Annotated in this window: 16 protein-coding genes; 4 read left to right on the top strand and 12 right to left on the bottom strand. The window is 72.9% G+C overall.

The window, feature by feature from the left end:
* Nucleotides 1-125: 125 nt before the first annotated feature.
* The 8 genes from ACFXJ5_RS38640 to ACFXJ5_RS38605 all read right to left on the bottom strand — a co-directional run bounded on the left by ACFXJ5_RS38640 (nt 126) and on the right by ACFXJ5_RS38605 (nt 9,617).
* Entirely contained in the window at nt 126-713 is a 588-nt protein-coding gene (locus tag ACFXJ5_RS38640; protein ID WP_384642343.1) for a cysteine hydrolase family protein, read from the bottom strand.
* Between the two features lie 8 nt (nt 714-721).
* The gene (locus tag ACFXJ5_RS38635) at nt 722-1,690 is read right to left on the bottom strand and encodes a PDR/VanB family oxidoreductase (protein ID WP_384642340.1); all 969 of its coding nucleotides are present in this window, start codon (nt 1,688-1,690) and stop codon (nt 722-724) included.
* Nucleotides 1,668-3,095, bottom strand: a complete 1,428-nt coding sequence (locus ACFXJ5_RS38630) for a glutamine synthetase family protein (RefSeq protein WP_384642338.1) — start codon at nt 3,093-3,095, stop codon at nt 1,668-1,670. The genes ACFXJ5_RS38635 and ACFXJ5_RS38630 overlap by 23 nt, the downstream gene beginning before the upstream one ends.
* Nucleotides 3,092-4,444 (bottom strand): Rieske 2Fe-2S domain-containing protein, encoded by a 1,353-nt coding sequence (locus tag ACFXJ5_RS38625; RefSeq protein ID WP_384642335.1) that lies wholly within the window; start codon nt 4,442-4,444, stop codon nt 3,092-3,094. Before ACFXJ5_RS38625 ends, ACFXJ5_RS38630 begins: the two co-directional genes overlap by 4 nt.
* Entirely contained in the window at nt 4,351-5,106 is a 756-nt protein-coding gene (locus ACFXJ5_RS38620) for a hypothetical protein (RefSeq protein ID WP_384642332.1), read from the bottom strand. Before ACFXJ5_RS38620 ends, ACFXJ5_RS38625 begins: the two co-directional genes overlap by 94 nt.
* Nucleotides 5,103-7,031 carry a primary-amine oxidase gene (locus ACFXJ5_RS38615; RefSeq protein WP_384642329.1) on the bottom strand — a complete coding sequence of 643 codons (1,929 nt, stop codon included), beginning with the start codon at nt 7,029-7,031 and terminating at the stop codon, nt 5,103-5,105. The genes ACFXJ5_RS38620 and ACFXJ5_RS38615 overlap by 4 nt, the downstream gene beginning before the upstream one ends.
* Before the next feature lie 400 nt (nt 7,032-7,431).
* Entirely contained in the window at nt 7,432-8,967 is a 1,536-nt protein-coding gene (locus tag ACFXJ5_RS38610; protein WP_384642326.1) for a gamma-glutamyltransferase, read from the bottom strand.
* The gene (locus tag ACFXJ5_RS38605; RefSeq protein ID WP_384642324.1) at nt 8,964-9,617 is read right to left on the bottom strand and encodes a cyclase family protein; all 654 of its coding nucleotides are present in this window, start codon (nt 9,615-9,617) and stop codon (nt 8,964-8,966) included. The genes ACFXJ5_RS38610 and ACFXJ5_RS38605 overlap by 4 nt, the downstream gene beginning before the upstream one ends.
* A 167-nt stretch (nt 9,618-9,784) precedes the next feature.
* Between ACFXJ5_RS38605 and ACFXJ5_RS38600 the strand changes: the two genes are divergently transcribed.
* The gene (locus ACFXJ5_RS38600) at nt 9,785-10,498 is read left to right on the top strand and encodes a GntR family transcriptional regulator (RefSeq protein WP_384642321.1); all 714 of its coding nucleotides are present in this window, start codon (nt 9,785-9,787) and stop codon (nt 10,496-10,498) included.
* A gap of 29 nt (nt 10,499-10,527) precedes the next feature.
* Here the strand turns inward: ACFXJ5_RS38600 and solA are convergent, their stop codons facing one another.
* Both solA and ACFXJ5_RS38590 read right to left on the bottom strand, forming a co-directional pair.
* Nucleotides 10,528-12,876: an N-methyl-L-tryptophan oxidase gene (gene solA, locus ACFXJ5_RS38595; RefSeq protein WP_384642319.1), complete on the bottom strand. Its 2,349-nt coding sequence runs from the start codon at nt 12,874-12,876 to the stop codon at nt 10,528-10,530.
* Nucleotides 12,873-14,345 carry an aldehyde dehydrogenase family protein gene (locus ACFXJ5_RS38590; RefSeq protein ID WP_384642316.1) on the bottom strand — a complete coding sequence of 491 codons (1,473 nt, stop codon included), beginning with the start codon at nt 14,343-14,345 and terminating at the stop codon, nt 12,873-12,875. The genes solA and ACFXJ5_RS38590 overlap by 4 nt, the downstream gene beginning before the upstream one ends.
* Before the next feature lie 149 nt (nt 14,346-14,494).
* Here ACFXJ5_RS38590 and ACFXJ5_RS38585 point away from each other — a divergent pair, with 149 nt between their 5' ends.
* Nucleotides 14,495-14,971: a hypothetical protein gene (locus tag ACFXJ5_RS38585; RefSeq protein ID WP_384642313.1), complete on the top strand. Its 477-nt coding sequence runs from the start codon at nt 14,495-14,497 to the stop codon at nt 14,969-14,971.
* Here the strand turns inward: ACFXJ5_RS38585 and ACFXJ5_RS38580 are convergent, their stop codons facing one another.
* Complete coding sequence (locus tag ACFXJ5_RS38580) at nt 14,972-15,244, bottom strand: LysR substrate-binding domain-containing protein (protein WP_384642311.1); 273 nt, start codon at nt 15,242-15,244, stop codon at nt 14,972-14,974.
* Nucleotides 15,245-15,439: 195 nt separating this feature from the next.
* On the opposite strand from ACFXJ5_RS38580, the gene ACFXJ5_RS38575 reads away from it, so the two are divergent.
* Both ACFXJ5_RS38575 and ACFXJ5_RS38570 read left to right on the top strand, forming a co-directional pair.
* Entirely contained in the window at nt 15,440-15,787 is a 348-nt protein-coding gene (locus ACFXJ5_RS38575) for an ArsR/SmtB family transcription factor (RefSeq protein ID WP_384642308.1), read from the top strand.
* A complete protein-coding gene (locus ACFXJ5_RS38570) occupies nt 15,784-15,969 on the top strand; it encodes a DUF6126 family protein (protein ID WP_384642305.1) in 186 nt (61 codons plus the stop codon). Before ACFXJ5_RS38575 ends, ACFXJ5_RS38570 begins: the two co-directional genes overlap by 4 nt.
* 460 nt (nt 15,970-16,429) lie before the next feature.
* Here the strand turns inward: ACFXJ5_RS38570 and ACFXJ5_RS38565 are convergent, their stop codons facing one another.
* Nucleotides 16,430-16,780 carry an ATP-binding protein gene (locus tag ACFXJ5_RS38565; protein WP_384642346.1) on the bottom strand — a complete coding sequence of 117 codons (351 nt, stop codon included), beginning with the start codon at nt 16,778-16,780 and terminating at the stop codon, nt 16,430-16,432.
* Nucleotides 16,781-16,793: the final 13 nt, after the last annotated feature.

Genomic DNA, 16,793 nt, shown 5'->3' with positions numbered 1-16,793 from the left:
CTGCGGGCGGGCCGCACTGTGTGGGGGTGGGGGCTGCGGTGGGCGCACCCGCCCGTCCGGGGGGGGTGGGGGGGGGGGGGGGTTCGTGGCCCCGGCCCCCCCCCCCGGCCACGTCACCGTGCGCGTCACAGCGACGCGAAGTACTCCAGCACCTCGTCGCTGGTGACCAGCGCGTCCCGCTGGAGGTATTCGATCGCGGCCAGGGACGCGTCGTGGGCGGCCTTGGACGAGCCGCCGACGGCGTCGGTGAGCACCCGGATGCGGTAGTCGTGCTGGTGGGCGTCGACGGCCGTGTAGTGGATGCAGACGTCGGTGAGGCCGCCGATGAGGAAGAGGGTGGAGGCCTTGTACGCCTTCAGGACGATCTCCAGCTCGGTGCCGAAGAAGGCGGAGTAGCGCCGCTTGCGTACGACGAACTCCTCGGGCTGCGGGTTCAGGTCCGCGGCGATCTCCGTTCCCGGCAGGCCCTCGACGCAGTGTGGCCCCTCGGAACCGTCGAGCTCGCGGCCGATGTCCACCATCGAGGGCTTGTGGACCTCCTGGATGAAGACCACGGGCACGCCGTGGGCGCGGGCGGTGTCGACCAGGCTGACGTAGCGCGGGAGCCGCTGGCTCGCGCCGCCCATGGTGGAGATGCCGCTGTCGCGCTTGCCGGTGCTCACCCCCTGGACGTCGACGACGACGAGGACGGGATTGCCGATCACGGGTTGCACAGGGGCTCCTAGAGGTCGAGTTCCAGCACTGCGGAGGCCGCCGCACGGCTGACGCAGATCATCATGGTGGTGGCGGTTTCCCGCTCGGACGGGTCGATCACGGTGTCGCGGTGGTCGGGGAGACCGGCCAGGACGGGGGTCTCGCAGGTGCCGCAGTAGCCCTCCTCGCAGGAGTAGGGCACGCCGGGGAGGTGGTCGCGGACCACGTCGAGCAGGGACCGGTCGGCCGGGACCCGCAGCCGCAGGTCAGAGCTTCGCAGATACACCTCGAAGCCGTCGGCGGGGACGTCCGAGGGCTCCGACGCGGCGGCGAAGCGCTCCACGTGGAGGTCCCGGGGCGGTACGGAGTCGGCACAGAGCCGGGTGATCGCCTCGATCATGCCCTCGGGGCCGCAGCAGTAGACGGCGTGGCCGGCCGGTACGGCGGCCAGCTCCGCGGCCAGGTCGGGGCGGCCTTGCTTGTGCTCCGGCACCAGGCGGACCTGGTCCTCGCCGCCGAGGCGGGTCAGTTCGTCGGCGTAGGCGAAGGATTGCCGGTCGCGGGCCGCGTAGACCATCCGCCATGGGCGCCCGGCGCGCTGGAGAGCACGGGCCATCGCGAGCAGGGGGGTGACGCCGATGCCGCCGGCGAGCAGCAGGTGGCCGGGGGCGTCCACGAGCGGGAAGCGGTTGACCGGGCCGTGGGCGGTGAGGGTACGGCCGACGAGGCCGGTGTCGTGCACCTCGCGCGAACCACCCCGGCCGTCGGGCTCCCGGCGTACGGCGATGGTCCACACGTCCCGGTCCGCGGGGTCGCCGCACAGGGAGTAGCTGCGGCGCAGCCCTGAGGGAAGGACCAGGTCCAGGTGTGCGCCGGGCTCCCAGAGTGGCAGCGACGCCCCGGCGGGGTCGGCGAGTTGGAGTTCGAGGACGCCCTCGGCTGCCCAGCGGGCCTGGCGGACCAGCACCACCCGTTCAGAAGATTCGGAAGTACTCACGCTGCTCCCAGTCGGTGACCTCTTGGTCGAAGCGGTCGATCTCGGCGCGCTTGATGCCGACGTAGTAGTCGATGAAGTCCTTGCCGAGGTGGCCGGCCAGCGCGTGGTCGGCCACCAGCGCGTCCAGGGCCTCGCGCAGCGACCTGGGGAGAGGTACGGCCTCGGTCGCGTACGGCTCGTCGGCCGAGGGGCCGGGGTCGAGGTCGCGGGCCACGCCGTCGAGGCCGGCGGCGAGCTGGGAGGCCAGGTAGAGGTAGGGGTTGGCGGCGGGTTCGCCGATGCGGTTCTCCAGGCGTACGGCGGAGGGGCCGGCGCCGGTGATGACGCGGACCATGGCGCCGCGGTTGTCCTGGCCCCAGACAACGCGGTCGGGGGCGAGGGAGAAGGAGCGGAAGCGTTTGTAGCCGTTGAGGGTGGGGGTGCTGAACGCGCTGGTGGCGCGGGCGTGGTGGAGCAGTCCGCCGAGGAATGCCGTGCCGAACGCGGACAATGACGGTCCGTCAGAGGCGAAGGCGTTCGTGCCGTCGCGCAGGACGCTCTGGTGCAGGTGCCAGCCGCTGGAGAAGACCTGCGGCAGCTGGGGCCGGCACATGAAGGTCGCGTGGTGGCCGTGGCGGGCGGCGACCTGCTTGACGGCGCTGCGCAGCAGCACCATCGAGTCGGCGGTGCCGAGCCCGTCGGCGGGCTGAAGGGTCAACTCCACCTGGCTGGGGCCGAATTCGACCTCCATGCTGCGCAGCGGCAGGCCGAGCCCTTCGAGGTTGCGCCGCAGGAGGTCCAGCATCGGGTCCAGCTCGTCGTACCGCAGTTCGCTGAGGTACTGGTAGCCGTGGTTGAGCATCGCGGTCTCCGGCGGGCTGCCCGGCTGGCCGAGGTCGGCGGGGCCGGTGCGGGGGTCGGTGAGCCGGAAGAGGTGGAACTCCACCTCCAGGCCGGTGCGGTAGGTGAGGCCGTCGGCCCGCGCCAGAACCGAGCGCAGCAGACCCCGGGTGCACAACGGCACGGCCGAGCCCGAGCCGAAGCGCAGGTCGCAGAGCATCCAGCCGGACCCGGGCGACCAGGGGAGCATCCGGAAGGTGCTGGGATCCGGCACCATGATCATGTCGGCGGCGCCCCGGAGTTCGGGCAGCCCGAGCGGGGTCTCGGCGGTGAAGAGCGGGAAGACGGTACGGCCCGAGGTGTCCTTGGCCAGCAGCGAGGAGGCGATACCGGTGCCGTCGCGCAGGCAGTTGGGAAGTTCGCCGGCGGTGACCGTCTTGCCCCGCAGCAGCCCGTGCTGGTCGGCGAAGACCAGGCGTACGACGTCGATCTCGCCGGCGGCCACGCGGGCCTCGATCTCCCTTGCGGCTGCGGTCTGTTCGGGCGTCCAGAGGCCGTGCCGCTCGATGAGTCCGGTTTCGCTCATGCTTCGGTGTCCAGCGGCTGCGCCCAGGTGCTTTCGGCGCGCTGCTTGCCGGCGATCCCGTCCCAGTGGGCCCGCCAGTCCTGGGTCGGCCCGATGCCGTCCAGGGTGACCGGGCCGAGGATGCGCGCGGCAGCCTCCTCGTCCAGGATCAGCGGCGGGTCCTCGCCGCGCTCGACCTTGCCGATGGCGTCGCCGAGCATCCGCCGGTACATGACGATGGCCTTGTCCGAGCGGCCCAGGTGCTCGCGGGTGCGGTCCTGGACGGGGCCCTGGCCCTCGACGGCCCACTGGTCGTGGACGTTGATGTCGTAGCCGAGTCCGGTGAAGGTCTCCGTCGCCTGCTCGGCGGGGTCGTAGCCGTAGTTGTTGTGGCGGCCGAAGCGCGGCTTGTAGTCGGGCAGGGTGACGGCGCCGACCCGCTGGCGACGCATCTCGCCCTGGTCGACCGGTCCGCCGACACTGGAGAAGATCGCGTACCAGTAGCTGGAGGTGTCGTCGATCGGCACGTGCCACTGGGTGATGGCGGTCTCCGCGTCCAGCGGGATGTGGAAGGCGTGCGGGAAGACCTGGTGGGTGACGCGCACGTGGGATGCGCTGCCGTCGAGTGGGGTCCCGTCCGTATCGAGGCCCTCCAGGGCGCGCAGGGCAGTGATGCGGATGCCGTACTCGGTGCGCTCGGCGTCGATGGCGGGCCGTTCGTACTCGCGCAGGATCCTCGACATCGGCAGGTCGGTGCCCCGGGAGGCGGCGCGGAACTGCCTGCCGTAACCGGCGTTCGGGTCCTCGTCCTGGAAGAAGCGGTGCAGGTAGGAGGCGTGCGCCGGGTCGATGCCGACCTCCAGGGCCTGAAGCCAGTTGCAGTCCAGGTAGCCCTTCCAGGCGAAGGTGTGGGTGGCCGGCGCCTGGTAGCAGTCGAGCGCGGGCAGGGCCGGGGGCTCGCCGGGGCCGAGGTAGCCCCAGACGATGCCGTTGATCTCCCGTACGGGGTACGAGCCGAGCCTGACCCGGGAGGCGAGGGGGCTGTCCTCGGGCTCGGCGGGGGTCTGCAGACAGGCGCCGTTCCGGTCGAAGAGCCAGCCGTGGAAGCAGCAGCGCAGGCCGCCGTCCTCGATCCGGCCCAGCGCCAGGTCGGCGCCACGGTGCGGGCAGCCGCGGTCCACGAGGCCGAGTTCGCCGGAGTCGTCGCGGAACAGGACGAGGTCCTGGCCCATGACGCGGGGCGCCACCAGTGGCCGTTCGCCGTCGAGTTCCTCGGTCAGGGCGATGGGCTGCCAGTAGCGGCGCATCCAGGCCCCGGCGGGTGTGCCGAGGCCGGTCCTGGTGAGACGGACATTCTCTTCGTCGCGCATGCGGACGGGTCTCCTTCCGAGTGCTGGGTCGAGCGTAGGGCAAAGGATCCACGAGTGGCTAGATTGGATCCAATATTTGCGGTGCTGTAACTCCGCAGCCCGGCCACCATGACGGCCGTGACGGCGAGCATGAACACCCCGGCCGCCGCCTCGTCGGCGTCGTACGTGAGCACCAGTGCACAACCCAGCGGCACCGCCGCCAGATGCGCCGCGAGCGCCCAGCGCCCGGTCGCCCCCCACATCAGGCAGCCCCCCAACGCCGCCGCCGGGCCCGCCAGCCCGCCCAGCGACGGCAGATGCCAGGCGTACAGGGCGACAGTCCACAACACCGCCCCCAGCGGACCGCCCCGTACGGCAAGGGCCCCGCCGGTCCAACGGGCCGACAGCGCCACCAGGAGCGCGCCAGGCCCCGCCAGCAGCTCGAACCGGACCATAGCCAACAGGTGCGGCATGGCGGTGGGTCCGGCCGGCAGCGGGCACAGCGCCAACGCCATCGCACCCGCCCCCGCCACTCCCGCGCCCAGCGCCCTCGGCGTCAGCGCGAGCCGTTCCGGGCGCAGCGCCACCCGCAGCGACAGCGCGCCGATCACGGCGGCGAACACCAGCAGCGCCGGCGCCCAGCCGGGGGCGGCCAGGGCACCGCCGCCAGGCTCATGGGTCATCCGCAACAGGAGCCCTCGGCCTGCGCCCCGGCGTGCCCCCCGCCCGGCACCGCGACGTCCAGCGCGGGATTGCGGTCGAAGAAGCCGTCCGGCTCCAGCCGCAGCCGCGCCTTCGCCACCGGCATCACCGGCCACTCCTCCGGCCGGGGGAAGTGGAACGTACCGACCGTGGCCCACAGCACCAGCTCGGCCGGCTCCAGTGAACGGTCCTCGCGCTGCCAGACGTGCACCCCGTCCGCGCCCGGCTCGGCCTGGTTCGGGTACTCCCCGGCGATGAAGCGGCGCCGCGCGTCGTACGCGGTCGCCCACAGCTGCTTGCCGACGAACGGCGCCCGGCGCGCACAGACGCTGTCCGCCCGGACCGGCAGCACGGCGGTGTTCTCGACGTGCACGCGGTAGGCGGTGGGCTCCCCCATCCGATTGCGGGCGCTGTCGCTCTCCACCCGCCAGTGCAGCGCGCGCGACGGATCGGTGCTGCGGCCCCCCTCCGACTCCCTCGTGACGGGCCGGACGACGGCGCGGACGGCGTTGCCGTACAGGTCGAGCGCCGGGTCCGGTTCGTGCTCGGCGGTGACCTCGACCAGCCGGTTGAGCAGCCCGTCGACGGACATGTCGAGGCGGACGGCGAAGTAGTGCCCGTGGTTGGTGACCGCGACGTTCGGGGCCACCCGCCGCGCGTAGGGGGTGTCCTCGTCGTCATCGACGCCGGTGGCGGACAGGATGCCGGTCATCTTGATCTCCAGCTGGACCGAGCCGTCCTGGTACAGCGACCAGTAGAAGCCGTAGTCGTAGTTGGCGACCGTGGCGAAGCTGGAGATGATCAGGCGGCGGGAGCGGCGCACCTCGGTCTTCCCGGTCCGGCCGTTGTGGTGTTTCCAGAGGATGCCGTCGTCCTCCTCGTGCAGGCACACGGCGTTGGGGATCACGCGCGGGACGCCGTCGCCGCCGAGCACGGCCGCGTCGAAGTACTGGATCACGCCGAGGCAGTCGCAGCCCAGCTCCAGGGAGTTGGTGAGCGGGCCGGCGCCGTACTCGCCCCAGTCGAAGAAGTTCTTGCGGTACTGGGTGGAAGCGGTGTCGAAGTACGGCACGTACATCTCGTTCACCGCGGCGCGCCGGACGACCGGTCGGTCGTTGAAGTTCAGGTCGTGCAGCACCAGCCCCTCCCGGTGGGTGAAGCCGACCCGCACGGACCAGCCCTGCCAGCGGATCTCCCGGCCGTGCACGCTGAAGCTCGGGCCCTGCGGCTGTACGACGTCCAGTGGGCGCAGTCCGGCGCGCTCGGGTACGGCCCCGGCTGTGAAGTCGCCCGCCTCCGGGGCCAGCGGCACCACACCGTGGTCCTCGACGTGCAGCACCTCCATGCGCTCCATGTCGATGATCGGCACCACGCCCTGCACCGGTCGGGCGTATCCGTTGTCGTCCTCGGTGGTGCGCTGCCAGACGCTGCCCCAGGTCAGCCTGCGGCCCTTGTACTCGGGCGGCTCGAAGCCGCCGATCGACTCCGGGTCCACCATCACCAGCGACACGTCATGGATCCCCCGCTTCGCCAGCGCGGCCCGGAACGCCGGGTCCTGCCGGCAGGCCGCTGCCGCCGCCCGCGCCTCCTCGGAGGTGCACCCCGGATTGCGTACGTCCAGCGGCCGCCAGTCCGTGGCCCGGGGCTTGTCACCCAGTTCGAGGTCCACCTCGTGCGCGGTGTGCGCCGCCGGGTCCATCACGACCGCGCGGGCCCGGCGGGGGTCTCCGGGAGCGGCGTTGCGGGCGTGGTCCTCGTCCAGGGTCACGCCCCAGAACCGGGACCGGTCACCGACCCGTTCGTCGGCCCGCAACGCGCCCACGGCGGCGGCCAGTTCCCCCGTGGTGAGCGGGTCGAGAGGGTGCGGCCCAGGCGCCGCCTCGGGTTCGGGTGCCAGGGTGCTCATGCGGTTTCTCCTGTTCGGTACGACTGTGGGTTGCGGCGGTTTCGGCACCGCCGGTGTGCGGCGTTTCGACTGCGGTCCGCCCGGCGGAGAGAGGCAACCGGCGGGATACGGCGGCCTGCTGAGCCGGGCCGTCGAGGGCCGCACCGTGTCGGGTGCGCACCACCGGGCGGCGGCACGGACGCGCCCGGGCTGAGGGATCCCGGGCGTGGCGGGCTCCTCCATGCAGAGCTGACCGCCGGGCAGACGCACCCCCGCCGCGACGGCGAGATGCCCGACGGCGCGGTCCGGCAGTGCCAAGCCGGCCGCGAACCCGGCGCGGCCACGCAGCCGCCGGAGTGGCTCACGCTCAGCCCGTCCGGCGACTGAGAGCCTGTGGGCAGCGCGACGCCGCGCAGCGCGGTCATCGGACCGGGCCCGTCAGCACGAGGGCGCCGCCGTCCGCACGCGGGTCGGACGCGGCGTCGAGCCGCCCGGCGGCCAGACGGACGGCCTGGACGTGGCCGGCGAGGTCCGAGGGGCCACCGGTGACGGCGACCGGCAGCCCGGCGAGGGCGGGGCCCGCCTCGGCGGCCGGGGAGCCGGGTTCGGCGAGGAGGGTGGGGGCGGGGTGGCCGATGTCGCGGGAGCCGATGACCCAGCGGGGGCGGGCGAGGACGGCGGCGGGGTCGGCTATGCCGTCCAGCAGCGCGGGAGCGGTCTGGGCGAGGATCTGGGGCTGGGCGCGACCGCCCTGGCACCCGGCGGCGAGGAGGAGGTCCGGGGTCTCGGCCAGCACCGGGCACAGGGTGTGCGGGGGACGCAGCCCCGGGCCGATGAGGGCGGGGTGCCCGGGGGCGAGGCTGAAGGCGGAGCCGCGGTTGTGGAGGACGATGCCGGTGCCGGGGTCGCAGATGCCCGAGCCGAAGGTCTGGTAGACGCTCTGGATCAGGGAGACAGCGAGCCCCGAGGTGTCGACGGCGGTCACCGCGACGGTGTCCCCCGCCGGGCGGCACAGCGGCGCGGGGGCCGCCCCGACGGGCACCGGGGCCGGCCGGATCAGGCCTGCGAGGTCGACGGGGGCGCGGCGGGGGTCGCCCAGCAGCAGGTCGCGGGCGGCGGCCGCGGAGTGGCAGAGCTCGATCAGGTCGGCGGGCAGCCCGCCTACCGCCGCTGCGTTCAGCACCGCCAGCAGCGTGGCGCCCTGGAAGGGTGGGGGCGCCGCCCACCAGCGGGCGGAGCCGGCGTCGAGCAGCAGGGGTTCGGCGGTCTCACCCTGGTGGGCGGCCAGGTCGGCGGCGGTGAGCGGGCTGCCCGCCGTACGAAGCCCAGCGGCCAACGCATCCGCGATGCCGCCTCGGTAGAAGGCGTCCGGGTCGTCCGCCAGCGCGTCCAGCACAGCGGCGAGCCGGGGCTGCCGCAGGGTCGCGCCCTCTGCCAGCAAGCCCCCTTCCGGGCCGGCGAAGAGGGCGCTGAGCCCCGGGTCGGCCCGTACGGCATCTGCCCGGCCCGCGATCGCGCGGGCCAGGCCCGCCGACACGGCGCTGCCGTCCGACGCGAGTGCGGCAGCGTCCCGCAGGGCGTGGCACAGGGCGCCGTCCGTACCGGCGAGCGAGGCCAGCAGGGTCCAGCCGGCCACCGCCCCGGGCACGGTGACGGTCTGCGGCCCCTGGGCGGGCATCCGGTCGTCGGCTGCGCGCAGCGCGGCGACGTCCACGGCCTCGGCGGCGGCCCCGGCCGAGAGCACCGCGCGCACCTGACCGCCCGGGTGCCGTACGAGCGCCACCAGGTCGCCGCCCAGCGAGCACTGGTGCGGGTAGACAACGGTGAGCGCCGCGGCGGCGGCGAGCGCGGCGTCCACCGCGTTGCCGCCCCGGGCGACCGCGGCGCGTGCCGCCTCCAGGGCAGCGGGGTGCGGAGCGGCGACGGCGACCGCGCCGCTGTGGGAAGGCGCGGTCACGCGTCGTCCCTCGGGAAGAGCACGGTCGGCGCGGGAGCGGCCTCGGCGCCCACCAGCGGCACCGGGAGCGAGATCATGTCGTACAGCCCGGCCGGGGTGTGCAGCAGGTCGACTACTTCCAGGATCACCACGTCACTCCCGCACAGCAGCTGGTGGGTCTCCCAGTGCGTGGTGTACGCGACCGCCTCGATGCTGAGGTAGTCGATGCCGGCCAGCCGGACCCCGGCCTCGATGAGCCGTTCAGCCCCGTCGGGTGCGAGCCCGACCCAGTGCGGGGACTTCCACGGGCTGCGCAGCACGGTGGCGGAGTTGCTGGTCCGCAGCAGTACCCGTTGCTCGCTGCCGAGCCCCGCCGCGTCGAGGTCGGCGGCGGTGATCTGCTGCTTCACATGGGTGAGGTCCAGGACCCGGGCGACGCCGCTCATCGCGGAGAGGTCCACCTGGTCGACCGTCTTCCCGCCGTCGATGAAGTGCGCGGGCGCGTCGATGTGCGTACCGGTGTGGGCTCCGATGCGCCAGCGGCTGACGTTGGAGGCGGCACCGTCCGACCTGGACTCCACCACCTCCATTTCCGGGCGGCGGCCCCAGTGGAGCATCCCGGGGTGGATCGGCAGGGAGACGTCGATCGCCTTTGCGAAGTCCGGACTCACGGTATCCTCCTATTGGATGCGCATGCGTGAAGAGTGGATCCAACTTGGGATTCCTGCGGACAACCGCGCCGACGTGCAAAACTGCCCCAGCGCTGCTTATCCCGCCTTCTTTCCCGCGCCCGCGCGCGATGACAACCAGAGCCACCAGAAGGGCCCGACCGACCGCGATGACGCCTCAGACAGACGACGCACCGCTCGTCGACGAGATCGCCGCCAGCATCCGCGCGCGGATCATGAACGGTGAGTTCGCCATCGGCAAGCCGCTGCGCCAGGCCGCCCTCGCCACCGAGTTCGGCGTCAGCCGCACCCCCGTGCGCGAGGCGCTGCGCCAACTGCAGAGCGGCGGCCTCATCGAAGTCCTCCCCAACCGGGGCGCGGTCGTCCGTGTGCCGGCCCCCTGGGAGGTCCGGCAGGCGTACGAGGTCCGCGCCGAGGTCGAAGGACTCGCTGCCCGCCGTGCCGCGGACCGCATCACCGCCGCCCAGCTCGACATGCTGCGCGAGCACAACGACGTACTGCGCCGCGCGGCCGACGCCCACGCCCCGGCGACCGGCTCCCCCGATACGGTCGGCAACCCGGAGACGACCTCGGCCAACGACTGCTTCCACACCGTCATCTGCGAGGCGGCCGACAATCCCTGGCTGAGCCGGATGGTCGCCCGGGTCAACGAGAGCTTCCCGCGCAACGTCTCCTCCCTCGCGCTGGCCGACGACGAACGGCACCGCCGCGAGAACATCGCCCAGCACGACGAGATCATCCAGGCCCTCGCCGACCGCGACGCCGAACGGGCCAGGGACGCCATGCACACCCATGTCATCAGTTCCGGCGAGCACTTGGCGGCGTGGTACGAACGCCGCTCGCAGACCGTCTTCCGGGGCTGACGGGGATGACGCCGTCAGGCGCCGGCCGGTCATCGGGCGGCGCCCAGCGGCAGCCGGGCGGGCGACAGAAAAGCGAGGTCCGGCCGCTCCTCACCGCAGGCCAGATCGGCCAGTGCCGCCCCGATCACGGGCCCGAACTTGAAACCGTGCCCCGAGCAGGCCGATGCGACCAGCACCCGCGGCTGCCCCGGCAGTTCCCCGACCACGAACCTGCGGTCCTGCGTCATCGTGTACAGGCAACTCAGGTCCTCCGTGAGCGCCCCGGCCGCCGGGAACAGCCGCCGCACCGCATCGGCCAGCACCGCCCGCTCCGCGTCCGAGACCGGCGCCCGGGGCGCGTCCGGATCGCACGGCGGACCGCTGTCCAGGCCGACCTTGAGCCCGCGCCCGTCCAGCGCCGCAATCCCGTACAGCAGCCCCTCCGGCAGGTCCACCGAGAAGGCGCCGAGCGCGTCGGCGCCCAGCGGCCCGGCCGGATCGGCGGCGAAGTACGCGTTGACGATACGGATCACGCTCAGTGCCGGCGCCAGCGACGGCACCAGCGCCCCGGTCCACGGCCCGGCGCACAGCACCAGCCGCCGCGCCCGGACCGTGGAGCCGTCGGCGCTGTGCACCACGACCCCGTCGTCACCGTCCGGCTCCCACCCCGTCACGGCCCGGCCGTCACGGATCTCGGCCCCGGCCGCCGCCGCCAGCGCCAACTGCGCCTGGAGAGTGCCCTCCGCGTCGATCACCCCGGCACGCGGGTCGTGCACGGCGCCGTACCCGGCGGGCAGCCGCAGCCCGGGAAACGCCTCGGCCGCCTCCTCCCGGCCGATCTCCCGGCAGCCCGGCCCCCGCAGCGGATCCGCCCGGCCCAGCGGAGCGGCGTACACCCCGCCCGTCGTCCGGACCAGCTCCACCCCGGCCTCGTCCTCCAGCGACCGCCAGGCCCGGTACGCGGTGTCCACCAGTCCGTCCCACACCGGGTGCGGATACGCGCGCCGGATCATCCGCGTCGCCCCGTGCGACGACCCGAGGTCATGGCCGGTGCGGAACCGCTCCAGCCCGACCACGCTCCGGCCGCGCCTGGCCAGTTGGTGCAGGGCCGCGCTGCCGTGCACCCCGAGGCCGACGACGACGGCGTCGACCGTACGGGCACGCGTGACACGGGCCGTTGGCGCCGGAGCGGGGGCGATCTCGCGGACGCCGTCCACCAGCGCATCGAGGTCGGCTTCGTCGTTGTAGACGTGGACGGACGCGCGGACGACGCCGCCGAACCCGCGCGGGTCCATGTCCCAGCGGCCGTGGGAGGCGGGGACGGTGGTGAGGAAGACCCGGCGGCGGGCCAGTTCGCGCTGGACCTCGGTGGCGGGGAAGCCGTCGACGACGAAGGTGACGATGCCGCCGCCTGCCGCCGGAGGGTCGCTGACGCGTACGCCGGGCAGGGCGGCGAGCCGTTCGCGCAACCGCGAGCCGAGGGCGGCGATATGGGCGGCGACGGCGGGCACGCCGAGGCCGGCCAGGTCGGCGAGAGCACTGCCGAGGCCGAGACGCAGAGCGTGGGCGGCCTCCCAGAGCTCGAAGCGCTTGGCGTCGGGGACCAGTTCCCAGCTGCGTTCGGCGGTCCACAGGGCGCCCCGGACGTCGGGGGCCTCCGGTTCGAGGCGGGGCAGGAGCGGGGAACGTACGGCCATCATCCCGGTGCCCCGGGGGCCGCGCAGGAACTTGCGGCCGGTGCCGATCAGCAGGTCGCAGCCGATGGCGTCCATGTCGACCGGGAGCTGGCCCAAAGACTGGGTCGCGTCGAGCAGGAAGGGCGCGCCGTGCGCGCGGCACAGCGCGCCGATCCCCTCGACCGGCTCGATCAGCCCGGAGGAGGTGGGCACATGGGCCGCGGTGACCAGTGCGACCGGCCCGGCCCGCAGGGCGCGTTCCAGGGCGGCCAGGTCCACCGCTCCGTCGGGGCCGTTGGGCAGCACCTCCACGCGGATGCCGCGCTCCCGCTCGGCGGCGAGCAGTTGCAGCGCGCTGCTGACGTAACTGGAACGCGCGGCCAGCACCCGGTCGCCCGGCCGCAGCCGCAACGCGGACACCGCGCGCTGCCAGCCGGCGGTGGCGCTCTCCACGAGGGCGACCTCGGCGGGGGTGACGCCGACGAGCCGGGCGACGCGGGCGTATACGGCGTCCAGCCGGGGCAGTGCCTCGCGAGCGGCCTCGTAGCCACCGCGCAGCGACTCGTCCTCCAGGTGGGCGACGACCGCTTCGACGGTCCCGGTCGCCAGCAGCGCGGCGCCGGCGGAGTTGAAGTGGTGCCCGGTGGCGCACCCAGGGGTGCGGGCGCGCTCGGCGCGCACATCGATGGCTTCGGTGGCGGCGGCCCCGAGGGTGGCGCTCACAGCGCCACGGTGATGCTCTTGAGCTCGGTGAGCCCTTCGACGGCGGCGTCCCCGAGGTCGCGTCCGAGGCCGGACTGCTTCATGCCGCCGAAGGCGACGGCCGGGTCGAACTCGTTGTACGTGTTCACCCATACGGTCCCGGCCTCGAGCTCCGCCGCCATGCGGTGGGCCCGGCCCAGGTCGCGCGTCCACACCCCGGCGGCGAGTCCGTACTCGGTGTCGTTGGCCAGGGCCACGGCCTCCTCGTCGGTGTCGAAGGGCATGAGGGCGGCGACCGGGCCGAAGACCTCCTCGCGGGCGATCCGCATGCCGGGCGTCACGTCGGTGAAGACGGTGGGCTCGACGAACCAGCCCCGTTCGGGGAGCGCGTGGCCGCCGGTGATCGCCTTGGCGCCCTCCGCTCGTCCTACGTCGAGGTAGCCGCTGACCCGGTCGTACTGCTCCTGCGAGACCAGCGGGCCGATGTTGATCCCGCCCGCCAGGCCGGGCCCGATCCGCAGCGCCTCGACAGCGGGGACCAGCCGCTCCAGCAGCTCGTCCAGGACCGGGCGCTGGACCAGCAGGCGGCTGCCGGCGGTGCACATCTGGCCGGAGTGGCCGAAGACCGCGCGGATGGCGGCGGGCACGGCGGCATCCAGGTCGGCGTCGGCGAAGATGATGTTGGGCGATTTGCCGCCGAGTTCGAGGGTGAGCCGTTTGACGGAGGGGGCCGCGGCGGCCATGATCCGCCGGCCGACCTCCGTGGAGCCGGTGAAGGTCACCTTGGCCACCTCAGGACGTACGACCAGGTCGGCGCCGGTGCGGCCGTCGCCGGTGACGACGTTGACGACGCCGTCCGGAACACCCGCCTCCAGGCACAGCGCGGCCAGCCGCAGGGCGGTCAGCGGGGTCTGCTCGGCCGGCTTGACGACGACCGTGCACCCTGCCGCGAGCGCCGGGGCGATCTTCCAGGCGGCGATCATGAAGGGGAAGTTCCAGGGCAGGACGGCGGCCACCACCCCCACCGGCTCACGGACGCTGTAGACATGGCGGTCCGGAGCCGAGGCATGCACCCGGCCCTCCAGCCGCGTCGGCGTGCCCGCGAAGTGCAGGATGGCCTGGAGGCCCAGCGACACATCGCCCCGAGCCCGTTCGATCGCCTTGCCGTTGTCGAGGGTGTCCAGCACCGCGAGTTCCTCGGCGTGCAACTCGACCAGCTCCGCCAGCCGCACCAGCACATCCCGGCGCCGGGCCGGAGGTAGTCCCCGCCACCGCCGGTCGCGGTGCGCCCGCGCGGCGGCGGCGACGGCCTCGGTGACATCGGCGGGACCTGCCTGGGGCACCGTGGTCAGCTGCCGCTGGGTCGCGGGATCGAGGACCGCGATCCGTTCGCCCGCCGAACCCGTGGTCCGGACGCCGTCGATGAGCATGGGTTCGACGTCTGGGAAGTGAGGGGTCGGGAACCGAGGGATGTCGATGCTGGGGTCCAAGGGGGCGCTCCTTCTCGGCTGCGGTGGGAGCCGGCAGATCATTGGATCCAATATAGTCAATAATGCATCCTCCCCGCTGTGACGGACGTCTCGTTTCACCCGCTCCACGCACTCGACGACATCTGGAGGGGGTCGCCGACCTGGCCGACGTGGTCGTCACCCAGCGCGAGCACACCGCCTACCTCCCCGGGCGCCGAGCCCACTGCATCGTGATCATCAAGGGCAACCAGAAGAACCTCCGCACGCAGCTCAAAGCCCTTCCCTGGAAGGACATCCCGCTCCAGGGCCGCACGCGCGGCACCGGTCACGGACGGTCCGAGATCCACCGGATCAAGGTCGCCACCGTAAACAACCTGCTCCGTACCACCGAGCAACCCGCCGCGGCCCAACTGGCCAACCTGATCCGCGACCACTGCAAGGTGGAGGCCCTGCACCACGTCCGCGACACGGCCTTCGCCGAGGACGCCTCCCACCTTCGGACCGGCAACCCGCCGCGCGCGGTGGCGACCTGGCGCAACCTGGCCATCGGCGCCCTCAAGCCGGCCGGCACCACCAACATCGCGGCCGGCCTCCGCCGCAACGCCCGCGACCCACGACGCCCGCTGGCCCTCCTCGGCCTCGCATGATCACAAACCGGACCTCACGCGACTTCGCCGAAGCCTTGAGTCCGGCGAGGGTTTGCCGGCCGGGCGGAACGTACGGTCGCGGGACAGGTCCTCCAGGCTGACGGACGCGCGTCGGGCGTACGGACACTGGCGGGCGGACACGGCGAGCACCCGTGGCTCGGACAGGACAACGGGACCAGTGCTGATGCCCGGTTCGCCGACGGGAAGCCGGGTCAGCACCAGGTCCACCTCGCCGTCGCGCAGCGGTCGGCAGGGGTCGGCGAGGACGAGCACAGCAGGCCCGCGGCGCTCCGCGCCGCGTTATCGAGGATGCGATTCCTCCCGGGGCTGAAGCCCCGGGGTTCCTCGCAAGATCACGCTGAAGAAGGCCTGAGGCGCGCCCCTCCCGGGTGTGGGTGCGTCCGAGTCCCGTAGGATTGAAGAGTTGTTCAATTCACCAGATACCGTTGCGGACAGGAGTTGATCGGGGTGCAGGTTCCGCTGTACCAGGCCAAGGCGGAGTTCTTCCGGATGCTGGGGCACCCGGTGCGCATCCGGGTCCTTGAGCTGCTGCAGGGCGGGCCGATGCCGGTACGGGACCTGCTGGCCGCCATCGAGATCGAGCCGTCGAATCTGTCCCAGCAGCTGGCGGTGCTGCGCCGCTCCGGCATTGTCACCGCCACCCGTACCGGCTCGACGGTGATGTACGAGCTCGCGGGCGGCGATGTGGCCGAGCTGATGCGGGCCGCCCGGCGCATCCTCACCGAACTGCTGGCCGGGCAGCAGGACCTGCTGGCCGAGCTGCAGCAGAACGAGATGACGGGAGGCGCATCATGAGCGACGACGCCGAAGCGGCCGCGGAAGGCGCTGCCGAAGCGCCCGCGAGCACCGGGGCGGGCACCGAGAAGTACAAGCAGCGGGCGGTGCTGCTGCGGGTCATGATCTACATTTTCGCGACACACCTGTTCGCGGGATTTGTGATCATGCTCTTCTATTTGGGCCAGCACGCCAATAAATAACCGTCAGTGGCCGTCACGGGTCGTTGCCCGCGTAGGAGAGATTGAAGCTCTTATTGGCCAGCGGGAAATCCGGCACAATCGTATCGGCGAGCCCGACCGGCAGCGCGGGCCGGTTGAAGAAGGACGGATCGACCGGCTTGACCCGGCTCGGTGTCCCGGCGGGGCCACTTCGACGCGGGTGGCGGTGGTGCCGCGCAAGCCCTCCACGATGCCGACTCCGGACCGGGGACGTGTCGCTGCTGCCCGGCATTGGAGGTGCCACCGCGGCTCCGGCCGTCATGTCGCCGGTGAAGTGCTTGACAAGTACGGCCGAGGCTGAAGAAACCGATCAGGACGACCGCAAGGCCCACCGGCAGGGCCCGGGTGGTCGGGGCGAGGGCGCCAGGTCGGCGGGGCGGTGCGGTGCCACTGGGGTCGCGGGTGCGGTCGCGGTGCCCATCAGCGTGCTGTCTCGACAGGGCTACTGCAGGGGAAGGGTGATCCAGACGCTCTTGCCGCCGCGGTCGGCGTCGGGGCGGAGTGTGGCGGTGCCGCCGAGTTCGGCGGTGAGTTCGACGACCATGGCCAGACCGCCGGCGGGGTTGGCGAGCTTGATCAGGTCGGGCTGATGCGGATGGCGGTCGTGAACGCCGAAGGCCAGTACGCCACCGTCGGCGGCGTAGATGACATCCAGGCTGGGGGCCGTCTCGGCGGCGTGCCGGACGCAGTTGGTGACCAGCTCGCTGAGGATGAGCAAGGCCGGCCCGAAGACCGGATGTCCGGGGTTGATGCCCCAGGAGGGGTAGACGTACTCAGCGGTGCGGCGGGCCATCCCCACCGACGCA

Origin of the sequence: Streptomyces sp. NPDC059373 (assembly GCF_042751495.1) — a bacterium.
GTDB lineage: Bacteria > Actinomycetota > Actinomycetes > Streptomycetales > Streptomycetaceae > Actinacidiphila.
This window is presented reverse-complemented; position numbering and strand designations above follow the sequence as displayed.

Bases quoted from the DNA above. Each gene is read 5' to 3' on its own strand.
- ACFXJ5_RS38570 (WP_384642305.1), top strand. From the start codon at position 15,784: ATGAGCGACGACGCCGAAGCGGCCGCGGAAGGCGCTGCCGAAGCGCCC.
- ACFXJ5_RS38565 (WP_384642346.1), bottom strand. From the start codon at position 16,780: ATGGCCCGCCGCACCGCTGAGTACGTCTACCCCTCCTGGGGCATCAAC.
- ACFXJ5_RS38620 (WP_384642332.1), bottom strand. From the start codon at position 5,106: ATGACCCATGAGCCTGGCGGCGGTGCCCTGGCCGCCCCCGGCTGGGCG.
- ACFXJ5_RS38630 (WP_384642338.1), bottom strand. From the start codon at position 3,095: ATGAGCGAAACCGGACTCATCGAGCGGCACGGCCTCTGGACGCCCGAA.
- ACFXJ5_RS38615 (WP_384642329.1), bottom strand. From the start codon at position 7,031: ATGAGCACCCTGGCACCCGAACCCGAGGCGGCGCCTGGGCCGCACCCT.
- ACFXJ5_RS38600 (WP_384642321.1), top strand. From the start codon at position 9,785: ATGACGCCTCAGACAGACGACGCACCGCTCGTCGACGAGATCGCCGCC.
- ACFXJ5_RS38625 (WP_384642335.1), bottom strand. From the start codon at position 4,444: ATGCGCGACGAAGAGAATGTCCGTCTCACCAGGACCGGCCTCGGCACA.